Source organism: Paenibacillus silvae, from assembly GCF_014639235.1.
Taxonomy (GTDB): domain Bacteria; phylum Bacillota; class Bacilli; order Paenibacillales; family Paenibacillaceae; genus Paenibacillus; species Paenibacillus silvae.
The window spans coordinates 53,701-70,306 of the sequence record NZ_BMFU01000008.1; the positions used below are offsets into that span (position 1 = coordinate 53,701).

Genomic DNA, 16,606 nt, shown 5'->3' on the forward strand with positions numbered 1-16,606 from the left:
CTCCCCGACCCGGAGGTCTCAATTTTATTTTCACTATTATAGCATAGGCTTTTTCGAAATATGGTTCCTGTTTCCACTTTTTAATTTTCTACAATTTAATTGTATAATAGATATAATGACAGGCCAAAGACCTGTTCATAAAGAAAGGAAGATCACATATGTCAGATGTTAATCAAAGTTTTGGAAAAGCTCTTGTAAATGCCCTGATCGGAGAGCGGGGACATATTCGTATTGCCAAGGCTTTGCCCGATATTGATGCAGAGCTTGCGGGACGTACACATGAGGCGATGCCATATACCATCTATCAACTGGTGAAACATATGCACTACTGGCAGCAGTTCATGCTGGAGCACGTAGAGGGACGCAAACCGCAAATGCCAGCCAGTGTAAACGAGAGCTGGCCTACGGAAACAGGACCTCAGGATAATGATGCTTGGCAGGAGGATATCCGGGCCTTCCTGAGCGGCATTGATCTGGCAGTCTCGATTGCAGAGACAGCGCAGCTGAATGATGCACTGCCCCATTTCCCGGGTGAAACCAAAGGCGGATTACTGCGTAACATTGCTTCCCACAACTCCTATCATTTAGGTGAAATTGTACTGCTTCGCCGGTTCTACGGCGCATGGCCGCCTCCAGGCGGCGGATATCCTGCATAAACCGGCATATAAGTCGAGCAGGAAGAAAGTTTCTCACACCGGGGAAACTCGATAGATTAAGGTTTGCACGAAATGAGTGCAGGTTGTTACGGAGTGACACATAAATGTTATGCAAGCAAGAAGCCGCAAAGGATGTATCCCTTGCGGCTTCTTGCTTGCATAGTTATTTTTGTGACAAGCCCCTCGACAGGTTACCCGAGAACTACTCCGGTCGCATTAGCCCCTGAATAAAGGCCTCAAAGTTAGGTGCGAGCGGGGTAATGAGGCGCTCTGCCTTGTCTACATAGACCACCTCTGGTTCACCATCATTGCCAGAGGAACGGTAGTCCAGCATCACAACCCCTGCTTCCGATGGCGCCTTGGCAATGATTACACCAATTTCAGGATAACGATCACGCTCAATAACGACCCAGCTGCCCTCTGCACCGCACAGGGAATGACGCTTCTCGCGGCCAATGCCCAGTATCCCCTCAATTTCTACATATCCGGTTTCTCCAGATGCTTCGTTCGTCACAGGGAAAAAGCGGTTGTACGGAATACCGCCGTTATGTTCCTTCATCATCTCAATGTAAGAGGCTGGCAGGCGGAATACAAGCTGCTCCTCTACGGATTCAATCAAGCTGTCACTAGGTAAATCAGACACATACTGCTCCAATGCCAGCTCGCTGTCATTCCAGAATTCACCGGATACAGGTACTGGATCGGAAGAAACGACTGGTACCGATGCGATCGCCGCACGCGGCTCTTCAGCGCTTCCTTCTACCAACTCGCCATCCTGTTCCCCAGCTTCGAGGATACCCTCTTGCTCATCTTCATCCTGCTCGTCCCGGTTACGGATCCACTCCAGAAACTCCAGCGTGTCTTCATCCCCGGGCTCCAGCTCATCGGAGCGCTCGAACGCCTGCTCTGCCTTGTCATACTGCTCCAAATAATAGTAGGCCAGGCCAATTCGGTACTGCCACAGCGGATCATCCTCCCCCTCGTCCGCAACGGTCAGAAACTGCTCTACGGCTTCCTCATATCGTTCCAGATTGTTCAGTGCCCGACCCAAATGATTCACCAGCTCATAGTCTCTCTCTTCTGCCGGAATCTCCTGCACCGCATGTACAATCTTCTCGTATTCATCCTCTTCATGCCAAGCTTCCAGTTGCTCCAACAGCTCTTCGTTCATTATTGTGCCTCCGTTCTTTCATCTCATCATTATGTATTGAAAATTATACCACTATACAGAACTGCTTCTCCAGCGAAGAAGTAATCTGAAGCTTTGAGCAGTGAAAATAAAAAAGCAGCCCGACCATGTATAACACACCGTCAGACTGCCCTGATCCTATTTATTTTCGATATTACATGCAGTACTCTCTCTGATCTTTAATTCAACAGCTCCACACAATCATAAACCCATCCTGCACTTAACCAGTTCCCCAGATCGCTGGAGCCGCTGATGGGTGTAATGGTAATCGTATTGGCACCGTTATTCAGATCAGAAGCCGGAATGTTCCAGCTAAACGTAGTATTATTGCCCCGGTAGGTACCAATCGTGAAGCTGCGCGAGTTCGGCTGTGCGGAAGGAGAAGGATTGCTTAATGTTCGCCCGTTAACGGTTACACTCGGTCTGCCATTATTATAAGCGGCGGTAATGCCAATGTTCAGTACATGAGAGGAGGATGCCTGCGCAGCATTGAGATTGAATTGAATCGTTGTCGGTGAATTCTGACCCCGGAACTGAATAGCAGGGAAACGATTCGTTGCACTGCCCGGAGTGTACGTCACAGGTCCCCAGCTTGGATTGCGGCTGTCCGAAGGATGACGAATCGGAATTGTCTGCCCATTCAGGAATTCCCGCGGTGTCCCGTCCCAATTGCCAATACGCCAGATGCTGGAGGCCTTGCTTGGATCATTGGTGATTGTGCGAGTGTTCACGGTCGTTGTTTGCCCCGCATTGACGTTCACGTTTTCCGTGTATACGGCAAGTTCACCTTTATATACCGTCATGGTGTACGTGCCCGGAATCATGCTGTACTTGGCGGCTGCCCCGGTGGAAGAAGCATTCGTCCAATACTGGGCGTTGCTGTTGGCGAAACCAATCGTATAAGCATACCCTGTCTCCATGCCAGAAAGTCCGTTCAGAACTACATTGCCCCGGCTTGCTACCCAACCTTGCAAATTCAAGCCCGACATCCAGCTGAAATCCGGTACGGCAGGAGTTCCCCCCGTTGTGAATATGAGCGCATAAGGACCGTGCAGACCGAGACGCCAGTTCTCGGTTTGTGCATGTCCCGAGTTCATATAGTTGTAGACTTCTGTTTCAGAACCACTCTGGAACTGAATATCACAGAAGAAGGGACCGCCAGAGCTTTTCTCCCGATTGCCGTAAGCCATAAACACCCCCACTCCATTGCCGGTAACGCCTCGAACAGACAAGTCTTTAGCCTGATCATTGCCGTAATATTTGGATGCCGTCTGCCCATTCGCGAATCCAAACACATCCTGACTTTCGATTGCTCCGGTGTTGCCCCGATTGTTCGAATTCGCTGGAACACCCGTCAGAACACTTCCATTACCGCGGAAAATATAACGAAGCTCTCCGATAGACGGCTGTGCCGTAATGTGGGTAGCCATATAAATGATATTCTCACCGCCGCGCGAAGCGTAATAATGAGTCAGCGTGTTGGTGGACACGGTGATTAGCACTGTTGAGCCCGAGGGCGATTTATTCCATGTTACATTTGCGGAGGACCCCAAACCCGATCCAATATGTGAACCTCTATTACTGTTCAACTCGGTTCCATTCATCTTGGCCGAGATGATATCACCATTCGTTTTATTGACCACATACACCAGTCCCGATCCCGTATTTACCTCAATCCGGGAGCCATTGTCAGTAACCTGGATGGTGGCTGCATGGCTCGTGGAGGCAGGGAAAACAAAAACAGAGGCAGTCATGACAATGAACAGCAGCATACTCATTCCTTTTTTAAGAAAACGTCGAGTCACGTAACGATCCCTCCTAAATATCCAAATTATAAAGCGCTTACATTTTGATGTATACTCGAACTTTTCACGGTGATTTTCAATCTGTCTCTCACCCTCTTTCCACCTAAACTTCTAATCTAAACATCTTAAAATCACACCAATATAATACCATTATATTACATATTTTTACAACAACAATGTCATACTCAACTTTCTTATGGAAAGCCGTGCCTTGTTACTTGGTTTCCATTACGAGTTTATACTTATCAAAAATCCAACCATTCCGGATATGTTCAGCAGCCTTTTTGCTAATACGCACCGAAGGCTTTTGCAGGTACAGTGTACCTGACTCAGTCACCGAAAACCGCAGCAGTTTTGTTCTCGTTTTAATCTCGTTCGACAGTTCTTCGTACAATTGGTACGCCTGTGGCCGATGCTCCCGGATATCCTCATAGGTATAATCTGCTCCTTCGGCATCTTCTGTTTGAATCCGGATGTTTTTGGGGAGCGAAATCATGATGCATGGCAGCTCATCCACAGCCCACTGCTCATGATATGGGAAACCGAACCCTTCATTTCTGACGAATATGCCTGCTACATCCTGATCTAACGTAAGTACGATGGAGTATACGAAGTGTGGGAAGTAGTCGGCCGTTTTCTCAGCAGCTGCATAATAATCATAGAATCGTTGATATGCTTGAAGCACCTGATGCTTGTCATATGCGGTTTGGGCATAATTAGTTGAAACAAATGAGGCTTCCTGATCTTTAAACAGCTCGAAGAATTCACCCAATTCTTCTGGTGTGATCCAAAACTTTATTTTGTAAAATCCGCTATTATTCACTCGACTCATCTTCTCCCCACCCCTTATGTAGATTTACATGAATAACATCCCATATTTTACCACAATTCTAGAAAATAAAATAACCGAAACGGTTCGTATGTTCGAACCGCCTCGGCTGTGTTGATCGGATGATCAAATGATTAAATGTTATGTCGTGGCGAGATTACAATTACAGACCTGCAATCAAGGACTTGATGGTGCTGTCACTTTCCAATGCACGGATGATGATCGTTACCGCTTCAGCGCGAGTAGATTTGCCGTTAGGCCCAAACTCGGAAGCTGTCAATCCATTGACCAGCTTCGCGGAGGAAGCCAGTTCAATTGCTCCTGCTGCCCAGTTTTCGGATTTAACATCGCTAAATTTAGTTGGAGCATCCGTAGCCAGCGCATTCAGATTCAGAACACGGGCAATGATAGCAATCATCTCGGCACGAGTGATCGTTGCATTCGGCTTGAATGAGCCATCTGTGTATCCACCGATTACACCCTTATCTGCCAGAGCCCCGATATATCCGGCAGCCCAGTTAGAACCTGCATCTTTGAAGCTGTTTGCTGCTTTATTTTCACTAAGCCCAAAAGCACGTGCAATCATTGCTGTAAATTCAGCCCGTGTTACAGGAGCATTCGGCTTAAATGATCCATTCTCATAACCGTTAACGACACGCAGTTTAAGGGCAATGTTAATATTTTCGTTAGCCCAGTGGCTTGTGATATCACGAACTGCAAATTGTTGATTTTTCGTTGCAGCAATCGCTTCATTAAGAGTCTTCAGCACACTTTCTTGGCTAACTACACCCGACTTGAATGAATCAGTCCCTATTGCTGGTGGTGTAGTCGGTTGAGTTGTTGGCGGTGTCGTTGTACCTGGCAAAGGTTGTGTTCCTGTGGACGGTACAGATGGTGTTGTTGATGGTGCAGTTGATGAACCACCGCCACCAGTTCCCGGTGTTGTAGGTGTAGTTCCTGTGTTGGTGGTATCTGTGATAACTAAAGCAATACGATTGCTTTCATATACGACTTGTGTGCTATATTTTGATGGTAGTCCTTGGACTTTAACGGAGGAGAATTGACCCGTTCTTTGGTTTGCATCATGACTAACTAGTGTGAACGTGCCTGCTCCCGGCACATAACCGTTACCAAAATTAACATCTAGCTCCCCAGCCGCTTGAATCGCACCCTTCACATCAAGTACATCTGAAGCTGTCGCTACATTCAGTTCCAACACGCCTGTTGCTCCTTGAGTGAAGTTTCCTTCGATGTTCCACTTGCCGTATACACTTTCGGTAACTGTACCGCTGTTGTTTGTAACGCTACCTGTACCTAATGCCGAGGCCGTATCACCTTCTAAAGTACCGCCGTTAATTTCAGTACCACCGGAATACGTGTTGTTACCTCTTAATTTTAGAGTACCACTACCCTCTTTCGTCAATTTACCTGTACCGGAAATATCGTTTCTCCAAACATCCTGAGCATTGAATCCGCCTTTAGCTGCATCCATCGTTACTTTCACATCATGATTGAACGCACCGTAGCCATCTGCAGCAGCAAACAAGTTAAGACGTCCCCATCCTTCTGGATCATCCAATACCGGATAACCGGAAGCAATGGCTGTTGTCGCCAGTACGGCACGACGTTGCTCACTAGACAGGTATGGCTGTCTTGTTTCAAGCAGCACTTCTGCGCCTTTAGGTACAGCAGCAGGTTCGATCGTTGAATTAATCTGCGGGAATCCGTAAGTCAAACGTTGCGTATATTCGTCTTTATTTTTTTGGTAATCTGTAAAACGATCTTCCGCTGTTCCATTTTGTTTCAAAAGGATATCATGTGCCTGCTGGTAAGCATCTTGTTTCAACTGTTGATTTTCTGGATCATTTAAAGCGGAAGCTGCGAATGCCGTCGCCAGTACACGACCTCCCATCACGTCAAGCGGGGAGTGCATGCCGGCTACAATCCGGTCATCTCCCATCTCGGATGCACGTGTCAGCAGCTCTTGAAAGCGCTCAGGAACTGAATATGCCAGGGCAATCGCGGCGAGATAAGAGGCGTTTGTGTGTCCACTTGGGAATCCGCCATCATTGGACGGATTGTTACTTTGTACCGCAACCAGTGTAGGTACTATCACAGACTGATCCTTCCAACGGAAAGGTCTCATATATTGGTAGAATTTCTTTGCTTGTTGGGTTGAGGCATAATCTCCCCGCACTTTACCAACCAAATCGACCATTTTACCTAACTCCGAGTTGGAATCTCCACCCTTATTGGAATCATTCGTATCTGTAAATTTTGTTGTCAACGCTTCTTGCGGAATATACGTAATAGAAGTAACCGTTCCTGATTTCTCACGATATACATCTGTCAAAGCGCCCAGGCCCTCTGCAGCTCCATACGTCTGGTTTCTTCGATCTGTATAGTAAGCATCCTCCTCGTCCTTCGCGGTACGCGTTTTAGAACGATCTTCTACATAATCGATATTGTAATTCAGCACCTGTTCATTCAATTTCGTACCGTTATCCCAGGATGAGCCTGGTGTCCATAATTTAAGAAACTCGGAAAGAGTACCTATTGCCGGGTTGCCATCGAGAGTCATGCTTGCTCCCGTGTTATTTTTGTACGTGTCTACAAAATATCCCCATGCTGGTTGAGACGGCAATGGAATGGTTGTCTCATCCGATGCTGCGAGCACGTTGCTTGCGGCAAAGGTATTGGATAAAAGAACAACTCCCATCGCTGCGGCGAACAATCTCTTCTTGTTGCGTTTGATCACTTTCGTTTTCAAATTTGTCGACTCCCATCGTTTAATAGTTGGTCTCGGTTCGGTCTCAATGTAGCATTCGACCTGCAAAACCAGCAATAAAACAATTTCGTCATTGTATCAATTTCGACGCAATATCATAAATCCTCAACATTTTACACTAAGTTAATATAAATCGTGAACCTTGCTGAAATCGAGTAGTGTATAATTTGGGCCGGGAGGAATGCATGATGAAAAAATGGAGCTCCGCATGGGCTGGACTAGCCCTTTCCTATGGTTCAATCGTCATCGTAATTGTGCTGCTGATTTGCTCATTTTTCTATATCTATTTCTCACGTAGCTACAATGAAGAATTAAGAAATAAGAATCAACTGATTCTTGAAAATACAGCACGCACGATTGAAGGAACCGTATTAAAACGCGTGCAGCAGCTATATGTTGACCTGTCTCTGGATAAATCAGCAGACATTCGCCTTTTTGCAGACCAGGCCGATCGGAACGGTTTAAATCAGGTGCTGGATCTGCAGGAGCTGCTTAAAGCCAAAGTAGCTGCAAACACCGATATCGTGCAGGGCATTCATCTCTATTATCCGGCACGTAATATTATGCTTTCTTCTCTCTATGGGCTTCGTTATAACGCTGATCAGAGCGAGGGATCTGTTTATTATGCGGACTGGCTTCAGGAGATGCGCACCAGCAAACATAACAGTCTCTGGACGCCAGCACGCCAAATTCCAAAGGATATCTTCTCCACTCAAACGAGCGAGAATACCAGTGGCTTGTTTACGTATGCGCACAGCTACCCTTTCCGCTCTACAGGGGAAACCAGTGATGTCATCATTGCTATTGATGTAAAAGAAGATGCAGTAAATACGATTGTTGAAAATATGATGCCTTCCCGGTATCAGCATACCGTGATTGTGAACGCGGCTGGACATGCAGTCAGCAGGTTGCAGGAACAAAGCTCAGGCAAGGCCGATATATACGCAGCAAGCCTTGGGAAAGTGCTTGATCTGGGGCATGCCAAAGGCAGCTTTGATGAGACGATTGGCGATGCACCTTATGTTGTATCGTATCAGACGCTGCCCTCCACCGGGTGGACCATCTACAGTGCAACCCCGTCCAGCTACTATTATGAACAGTCCATACTGATCCAGAAGCTTATTCTCGGGATTTGTTTAGCCGCGCTGTGTATTGGACTGATCCTATCAGCAGTGCTTGTCCGGGCTAACTACAGTCCAATTAAACGTCTTGTTGGTCGGATCAAGGACCTTTCTGTTGGCACGCCAAACGAGGCAACGAATGAATTCCGCATGATCGATAACGCATTTCTTCATCTCAAAGATAAGGTGAATAACCTTGAAGAGACGATGATAGCGAACAGCCCGGCGGTTCGGCACAAAGCAGTGCTTAACCTTTTGCAGGGTAACCCGGAGCAACGCCCCTGGAAAGAGGAACGAGCCGCTCTCGGCATCGCCAGACTGTACGCTGATTACTGCTGTATGCTGATGAATACAGGAGCTCCTGTTGAGAAAGGCCCGGCCGCAACACCTGAAGCCATTGCCAGATTAATGCATGGACTGGAATGCCTCTCGCTGCAAGATAGCCGCCTGATTGTGGAAGAACTTCCCGACAAGAGACTTGCAGTTATTCTCTGTACCGATGCAGCTTCAGAAGCATTATTGGACAAGTTCTCACAGTTGCTTCTCGCGGAGACACGGCAGCAGCTGCAGCCGGATATTCAGCTGTCTACAGGTTGCTGGGTCAAGGACCTGAGAGAGATTCACCTAAGCTTCAACGAAGCACAGACACTCATGAAATATGCGTATTTCCGGCCTGAGCTGGCCATTCTGAAGGATCATTCCCTGCTTGAGCGGGAACACAGCCTGGAAGAAATCCCGCAGCATCTGCTTGCAAGGTTCAGAGACAAGCTTCAGAGCAGGCAGCTTGGCGAAGCCACTAACACCATAGAGCAGGTGATTGAACATATGCGGGCAGGGCAGTCTCCTGCCGATTATTGCCATTTCATCCTCTCCAATATGGTATTTATCTATTCTGATGTAGCCAAAAACGTGCGCTACAAACACACGCTGCAGTTCGGGCATCCCGACCTGTACCATGAGTATACAAATATGCATGATATTCTGGCCTATCGTAGATGGCTGACCGGATCCATTACTACATTTATGGAGGAAACCGAGAATCGTAACAGTGACCGGGCGATCTCGACCATTGAACTGGCGAAGCAATATATTGAGGACAACCTCTCCGAAGACCTCTCACTTGAGGCCGTTGGCAGCAAAGTATTCCTCAGCCCCAAATATTTGAGCAAGCTTTTCAAAGAAGAGGTGGGAATAACCTATACCGATTATGTAACATCCCGGCGGATGGAGCAGGCTAAGTTACTGATCGAAAATAACAACATGACGATAGACCGGGTTGCAAGCTCGGTCGGTTACGGAACAACGGCCTATTTTATTAAACGATTCAAGGAAATGTACGGCTGCACACCAGGCAGCTATGTACGCAGTCTTTCTTCCACAGCGATATCAGAGGCCAGATCATGAGCATAAGGAGGATGGGCAGCATGACAATGAAGGAACAGCAGCTGAAGGCTGCTTACCGCTATCGCATGTTCCTCACTACAGCACTGCTGACGATGATGGGTGTTATTCTCGGTGGATGTAATCTGCTGAGCGGACCCAGCGCCATCGTCGAATCGCAGGAAGGCAGCACGAGCACGGCATCCTCTCTTACGGAAAAAGCCAAATACCATATCTCCTGGACGATGCATCAGAATCTGCCTGTCCCGCAAGATGCCGAGATGTTGAAGCAGGTGGAAGAACAGTTTGGTGTACAGCTGGATATCTGGAATATGGAAAACAATAAATACGAGTCGCTTCTGGACATGAAGCTGGCTCAAGGCAGCATTCCTGACCTGTTTCGTATCCGGCAGCCGCAGGATCTATTGAAATACCAGCAGCAGGGGGTGCTGGCCGAGATTCCGGTAGAGACGCTGAATGAATATGCGCCGAATCTCATGCGTATCATTCATGAACAAGCCCCGGCCTACGAAAAGGCTGGAGTGATTAACGGTAAATATTACGGCATCCCTGTAATTAACCCTACCAACATTTATCGCACCCCTGTGGTGTATCGACAGGACTGGCTGGATAAGCTGGGCCTGCCTGTTCCGCAGACACTCGCGGAATTCGAGAAGGTTATCTATGCCTTTACCTTCAATGATCCGGATGGCAATGGCATTCAGGATACGTATGGCTTGTCCAGTGAAGGCATGAACGTGCTGTTCGGGGCCTTCGGTCAGATTGTTTTTGCCGATCAGTTGTACTTTGGAACGAAGAATGGTAAGAAAATGATCGGTGCGCTGGACCCCGAGATGAAGGAGGCGCTGGCCTATCTACGTAAATGGTACAAGGACGGCGTCATTGATCCTGAATTTGTGACAGGTGAGAATAAAGGCGGTTATAAACATCTGTCCCATGCATTCATCAACGGTAAAATCGGAATGACCTCGATGGGCAACTACTACCACTGGATTCAGGACGGAGATTATGAGGATTGGCGAGTTGATCGTGCAGGGCGTGTCGTGAAAAGTCCCGCGCAAGCTACGTTTAATGTCAAAGAGCTAATCGCCAAGTTTCCCGATGCACGGGTCGTATTGGGCAGGCCTTTTACAGGACCTCACGGACAACGCGGCTCCAAAGGGAATGATATGTTAATGAGCTTCACAGCAATTGGCGCTGATGCGGTCAAAGAACCGGGCAAGCTGGAGATGATTCTGCGCATTCTGGACGAGGTAAGTGCAAATCCGGATCCAGACAAAGCGGCAAGCATGTCCTACGGTGTGCAAAACAAACACTGGGTCTGGACGCCAACCGAGCCCCGAAACATCGTTATCATGCCGCCGTATGATACCATGTTCGGGTACCAGAATACGATTGGGGCCAATATCGGCATGACCGTTCCGCTGAAGGAGACGGGTGAACGGGAGCAATGGGCGGCTACACTGCATTTGGATCAGGACGGCATATACAATGCGCTGGAGGTCGCTACTCCCGCTCTGGCCAAGTATGGCGACGCGCTGATTCGTTTAAAAAACAAAGCCTATGTTGCTTTTATTACAGGTGAGCGACCGCTCGGTGAATTTGATGAGTTTGTGCAGGAATTCATGTCGGCAGGCGGCGCAGAAGTGGTGAAGGAAGCCAATGCGTTGAAGCAGTAGCAAGTGTGCGAAGAAGTGGCAGGTAGAGGTCGTAGATAATTGGGCAGGTCGATGGATAAATGACTTGGTGGGTAGTAGCAGGTTGGTGGATCGGTGGATCAATGGTTAAGTAGCGGATTGGTGGATGGTTGGGTGGGTGGTATTGGGGCGTGAATGGTTAGTCGGTGGTAGCAGGGCGGTGGATCGGGGGATGAATGGTTAGGTGGGGCATACAGAAGTAGTAGTGAATATGCGGCAGCCTTTGTAGGTTGTGCGGAAGGCGAAGGGGACTGATAACATATGAATGCGAGAAATACAGCAATCTAGTCTGGCGCGGCTTCTCCATATTCTAACGATCCCCAGAAACCTTATTTCGCTCAATTTCTCATGTTGAGAATTGTAACGATTCCTAGTGACGCTATTTCTGCCAAAACAGCTCTCGAACGCTGATTTTTCGCCCAAAATGCGCAAATAGCGTTTCCCAGAATCGTTAGATTTTCAAACAGACTAAAATACTGCAAATAGCGTCATCTGAGATCGTTAGCCGCTGCACTGTCGAACCACCACTGCTACGTAAACACTTCTACGCCTGAGTTTTGAAAATCACTGTACTGGACAAGAACGGACTCCACACTTGTGTTCATACTTGTTTCTGTACTTTTTTCATACTATGTCCATGCTTCCACCTATACTTTTGTCTACACTCGCGTCCGCACTTATATCCTCGTTCATGCCTATCCTTGTTGCGTCCTTGCCTATATCTAAACTTGATTCCGCGCGTGTTCGGCTATGGTATTTGCTCATCGTCAATCGCACCAAGTTACTAGGTAGAGCATTAGGTGCAGCTCAACAGCGTTTGGAACACCAGACTGTAAACCATTCCAATATGCTATTTAGACTTTTCACAAATGCCTAGCTTGTACGCCTACTTTACATGAATGCCCAGCCCCAAGGCTCTGCCGCTATGTACTTTCAAGCAAAAAAGAGCAGCCCTTTCAATTCGGCTGCCCTAACCTCTCTATGCTTGATTACACTTAAACTTTGTAATGGTCACATTCTATATACAAGCTATAAATTACCTCTCACTTACCGCGCGAATCATTTAAAGCCAACTAGGCTTTCTCCCTTACCCAGTTACTACAGTTACTACATTTACTGCACTTACCACAATACTGGAAATTGCTACAATCTTTACCCGCACCACGTGCAGCTCTTAGCACGCGGTGCCCTGCCTCATGACAAGGTGGTCAGCCACTTTCTATACGCTCTACACTTACTATACTTCTACTTCACATGCTCATGACCTTCAATCACAAAACAACAGCACTTTGCACCAATTCATTACATGCCGTACCGCTCAGGCCAGATATTCCGCCATAATTTGCTCGATATCATACGGCGTCACACCTTCATCGACCGCATAGATGGTATCGGCTTGTTCCTTCGTATCCACCAGCTCACCTCTCGCCTTGGCATGCAGCATGAACAAGTTATACAGATCGGGTTTGCGCAATGTTGTCATCGCTTTCCCCATCAGCACGATGCCTTTCTGATTCCCCTCTACGTTGTTGTTGTAGTCCGGGTATCTTTTCAGAGCCAGATCGGTCCAGATGATGGTGCGCTCCACCAAATCCAGAATGACAGGAATAGCAATCTGCGTATCTGCGGTAATATCAATTTTGTTCTCCACCGTGGATGGCTCATAGATTTCGCCCGAGCCGGGCTTCTTGCGCATCATCCAGCCTGCAAAACATTCCGGCAAGTTGCAATAGGGATGGCTGGTGAAGGAGAGAAGTGTTGTCACTACATATCGTCCGCCATAGTTCACAATGGAAGGCATATGCAAATCAATGAATTCACTCGCCCCGTAAGGCGCAGTCACGATATCCCCGCTGTGGACAGCCTTATATTTAACAGACCGCAGATTGGTATACGAGATATGTTCAACGTAATTCCAGTTCTTGTCGTACATCACCGCCGAAAGGTCAATGTCCACACGTCCCGTCGATGTACCATCCACCTCGCCCTCTTTCCACCAGCTGAAGAAACGAATGGTGTCACCTTCTCCCATCGGGATGCGGCTTCCTCGCACAATGGTTCGCAATGCTTTGCTTGCGGATCGTTGCGAAAAAGGAACCAGATAATGCTGCAGCCGTTCATCCACATACGTCTTTCCAAGTGGGGGGAATTCAGCAAATCGTGTGATCAACGCCTGCTCGCAGAGCTGCACCACTTCCTGACATACCGCCTCGCCCACCGTGGGCAGCTCATTCGGGATACCGAAAGCCTTCGCCACATTGCCTTTAGGGAAAAACACCCGCAAAGCGGCTTCTTCACTCCGCTTTGCAAAATGCTGTCTCACCTGTAACAACACGGGCGTGGATACTTTTGCGGCTACCTCGCCAAAGGCCAGCAATACATATTCTTCATCCTCCGTGATACGTAGCATATGATCCAGCTTGCGCGCGAACTCACCCGGGCGCTGGGACAACAGGTCGATCAGGCTCCAGATATTGCGGTACTGGAATGCCAGCTCCACGCTGCCATTGAAGGTGGTAAACGGCTTGTTGTTCCGCAGAATATCAAAAGCAGCCTGGGTGCGCGGATACCTGAGCTTGTATTCGGATGGATGCAGAATCTCACCCAGCCGAATCCAGCGCTCCTTGTAGCGCAGCATATCCTCCGTGATGGAGCCACATTGCTCCAGCACGCTGAGGAGCAGGCGGCGCTCACGGCGTTTGAACTTACGAAAAGGCGTGGCTGCTGCCAGACTGACGTCCCCCTCCGACCAGGATACCGCCAGTCGGAGCACATCGCTTGCCGTTTTAAAATAGGACCCGATCCGTTCCATACTCGCCAGCTCATACTTCAACAGCACGGCAACGACAAAACCGACATTCTCCTTAAAGGGAATCTCTGCAGGCAGTATAGCTTCAACGTCACTCGGATCAGCATGCTTGAGCACACGTTTGATATCTTTCTTGTCTGTATCAGAGATGGAGCCCTTCGCTTCGATCAACTGACGGATCAGCTTCAGGAACGCTGGCTTGTTGCCCAGTTCAATAACTTTCAGCCTGGTTTGCTCCAGTAAAGGAGACCGCACGCCAGCAGCCATGGCCGAAGGCTCGAAATCATCCAGCGTAAGATGCGTTAGATAATGAAAAACAGCATTCAAGTACAGGTCCGCTTCGTGCTCTTCCATGACCTGCTCGGGGAAGCCCGCGTACATCGGCTGGTACTTGACATGAGCACCTACCATAACTTTGAGGTCTTGAATCAATTGTTGAACCAATGCTTCAAACTGCTCCCGGGACAGTGTCCGCAAGGCCTGCAGCAGCTCACTCGAAAAGGTGAATCCGAGAGACTCTATATTTTTGAGCGCGGTCGCCAGCACTTGGTCAGGCAGTCGATGCTGCGGCTGTTCGTTCGGTTGAATCATCAGTTTTCTGGCTCTACGGACGTAAATGCTGTTCATTCTGATATTACTGTAATCCAGATTTTTATCGACATTGATATTCCAATGGTTTGTGTTACTGTTCATGATATTGTCGTTATTGTTGTTGTTCATGATCAAAGAGTCCAGGAAAGCCATATCCCTATTTAACATTTGGTGGTTAGCTTTTAGAAGGAAGGAATATGATAGCCTGGACGCCTCCTCTCTGAATTGAGATCTTCAGGAGAGCGGCGACCCTGGAATCTCCAATGATGTGTAGAAGGAAGGATCGCCATAGCCTGAAGGCCAAGGATTCGAAGCTCCGAAGTTCGCAACCCGAACCTTTGGTGAACTCATCATCTCAGATTTTGGATTCCATGAGCAGGGTGAAAGTATTACGACATGATTTATATGGAAGGAGTGCTTGAACAGTTGTCGAATAGGATTCAATACTTATTTTTGAAATGAGGTTATCAGAAAATGAAGCTCCACACTTTATATAGTGATTATATCCGTATTAGGTTCTCTCTCCCCTTGGAACCCGCACACAGGAATATGATGATGGCATTTGGTCAATATGAGGATGACAGTGCGGCGTTATTCTTTGCTGATCACCCGGATGAAACCTTCTCAGGCTGGATATCCGAATTACGCCCGAAAGACCCCTACTATGGATCAAAGCCGGACTGGAAGCCCGTTTTAGCCGAAAAGTATGAGCAACTAAATGTATATGATGAGATGATTCTGTACTACCTGTTATTTACGATCAACAGCACGCTGTCTGTTAACGTATACAACACCTATAGTGCCATGAACGATTTTATGAAAAACTATAGCTTTCTCCAGCTGTCCCATCTGCACGACATATCTCGTCTAGATGATGGAGAGAAGCAGCGGCTGCGTGATTTTTTCTTCTTTTTCTACCTCTACGCACACCCGGTTAATGATGAAACGTTACATGCCTGCTCATTCCATGCACAGCATTTGATACATACAAAGACTGGCATTCATCTCAAAGATTACTTTGCTGCTTATTATGATCACTACTCCAGTCATAGGAACAAATACGGCGAACAGATTGTCATCTCAGCCAAAGAGATCCATGCATGCAAACATCTTACCCTGGAGCTATTACAAGTCCTTGAAGGACGATCAAACAGGCTGGGCCTGCCCCTTGAGAAAGGTTTGGAACCGGTCATTCATCTCATCAATGATGTTGATAACATGCTGAAGCTGTATGCGGATGATCCCGCTGCGCTGTTCCAGATCATGAGAGACTTACTCGCAGGTAGCAATATGCACACAACTATTGAAACGAACGACAATGGTGAACCCAACAATAGTTTGATCAACGCTTTGCATGAGGACTCTTTGGAGAAACCGGTATCCTACCGTGATCACTGCTTTACCCTTTTGCTACAAAATTACGTTTCGTACGTACTGTTCTTTGATTTTGAAGAAATTCGGAGCGTTGTGCATGCTTTCCAAGACACCCCGGAGGAATGCAGCTTTATCCTTAGCAAAATGTTCACGGACACCATCTTCCTGCAGAGAATGTTGAGACAGCAGCAGATTGATCTGGCCCAGTACCCGGAGGTTACGCGGTTCTTCGATGAGGATGCCAGGCAGTGGTATCTGTAAATCAAAAATAAATACACTACCCAACGTTTTGCGCACAAGAAAAAGCCTTTGCTGACCCCAAACTTCAGCAAAGGCTTGTCTATTT

At 47.7% G+C, this 16,606-nt stretch carries 9 protein-coding genes; 4 read left to right on the forward strand and 5 right to left on the reverse strand.

Features of this window, described 5'->3' with window-relative positions; all coding sequences use genetic code 11:
• Positions 1 to 158: 158 nt before the first annotated feature.
• Positions 159 to 656, forward strand: coding sequence for a DinB family protein (locus IEW26_RS22150; RefSeq protein ID WP_188593934.1), 498 nt, complete (start codon positions 159 to 161; stop codon positions 654 to 656).
• Positions 657 to 858: 202 nt separating this feature from the next.
• Here IEW26_RS22150 and IEW26_RS22155 read toward each other — a convergent pair whose 3' ends face one another.
• The 4 genes from IEW26_RS22155 to IEW26_RS22170 form a co-directional block, all read right to left on the reverse strand.
• Positions 859 to 1,827, reverse strand: coding sequence for an SMI1/KNR4 family protein (locus IEW26_RS22155; protein WP_188593935.1), 969 nt, complete (start codon positions 1,825 to 1,827; stop codon positions 859 to 861).
• A gap of 197 nt (positions 1,828 to 2,024) precedes the next feature.
• Positions 2,025 to 3,650 (reverse strand): rhamnogalacturonan lyase B N-terminal domain-containing protein, encoded by a 1,626-nt coding sequence (locus tag IEW26_RS22160; RefSeq protein WP_188593936.1) that lies wholly within the window; start codon positions 3,648 to 3,650, stop codon positions 2,025 to 2,027.
• A 214-nt stretch (positions 3,651 to 3,864) separates the two neighbouring features.
• On the reverse strand, positions 3,865 to 4,482 hold the full coding sequence (locus tag IEW26_RS22165) for a hypothetical protein (protein ID WP_188593937.1): 618 nt from the start codon (positions 4,480 to 4,482) through the stop codon (positions 3,865 to 3,867).
• A gap of 160 nt (positions 4,483 to 4,642) precedes the next feature.
• Entirely contained in the window at positions 4,643 to 7,234 is a 2,592-nt protein-coding gene (locus tag IEW26_RS22170) for an S-layer homology domain-containing protein (RefSeq protein ID WP_373288532.1), read from the reverse strand.
• 218 nt (positions 7,235 to 7,452) lie between these two features.
• On the opposite strand from IEW26_RS22170, the gene IEW26_RS22175 reads away from it, so the two are divergent.
• Positions 7,453 to 9,792, forward strand: a complete 2,340-nt coding sequence (locus IEW26_RS22175; RefSeq protein ID WP_229729975.1) for an AraC family transcriptional regulator — start codon at positions 7,453 to 7,455, stop codon at positions 9,790 to 9,792.
• 20 nt (positions 9,793 to 9,812) lie between these two features.
• Entirely contained in the window at positions 9,813 to 11,468 is a 1,656-nt protein-coding gene (locus tag IEW26_RS22180) for an extracellular solute-binding protein (RefSeq protein ID WP_229729976.1), read from the forward strand.
• A gap of 1,336 nt (positions 11,469 to 12,804) precedes the next feature.
• On the opposite strand, the gene IEW26_RS22185 is transcribed toward IEW26_RS22180, so the two are convergent.
• The gene (locus tag IEW26_RS22185) at positions 12,805 to 14,886 is read right to left on the reverse strand and encodes a TerD family protein (RefSeq protein ID WP_373288533.1); all 2,082 of its coding nucleotides are present in this window, start codon (positions 14,884 to 14,886) and stop codon (positions 12,805 to 12,807) included.
• Positions 14,887 to 15,441: 555 nt separating this feature from the next.
• Here IEW26_RS22185 and IEW26_RS22190 point away from each other — a divergent pair.
• Positions 15,442 to 16,521, forward strand: coding sequence for a hypothetical protein (locus IEW26_RS22190; RefSeq protein ID WP_229729977.1), 1,080 nt, complete (start codon positions 15,442 to 15,444; stop codon positions 16,519 to 16,521).
• The last annotated feature ends 85 nt before the right edge of the window (positions 16,522 to 16,606 follow it).

Excerpts from the sequence above, each read along its gene's own strand:
- IEW26_RS22150 (WP_188593934.1), top strand. The coding sequence starts at position 159 with ATGTCAGATGTTAATCAAAGTTTTGGAAAAGCTCTTGTAAATGCCCTG.
- IEW26_RS22155 (WP_188593935.1), bottom strand. The coding sequence starts at position 1,827 with ATGAACGAAGAGCTGTTGGAGCAACTGGAAGCTTGGCATGAAGAGGAT.
- IEW26_RS22165 (WP_188593937.1), bottom strand. The coding sequence starts at position 4,482 with ATGAGTCGAGTGAATAATAGCGGATTTTACAAAATAAAGTTTTGGATC.
- IEW26_RS22175 (WP_229729975.1), top strand. The coding sequence starts at position 7,453 with ATGATGAAAAAATGGAGCTCCGCATGGGCTGGACTAGCCCTTTCCTAT.
- IEW26_RS22180 (WP_229729976.1), top strand. The coding sequence starts at position 9,813 with ATGACAATGAAGGAACAGCAGCTGAAGGCTGCTTACCGCTATCGCATG.
- IEW26_RS22185 (WP_373288533.1), bottom strand. The coding sequence starts at position 14,886 with ATGATTCAACCGAACGAACAGCCGCAGCATCGACTGCCTGACCAAGTG.
- IEW26_RS22190 (WP_229729977.1), top strand. The coding sequence starts at position 15,442 with ATGGCATTTGGTCAATATGAGGATGACAGTGCGGCGTTATTCTTTGCT.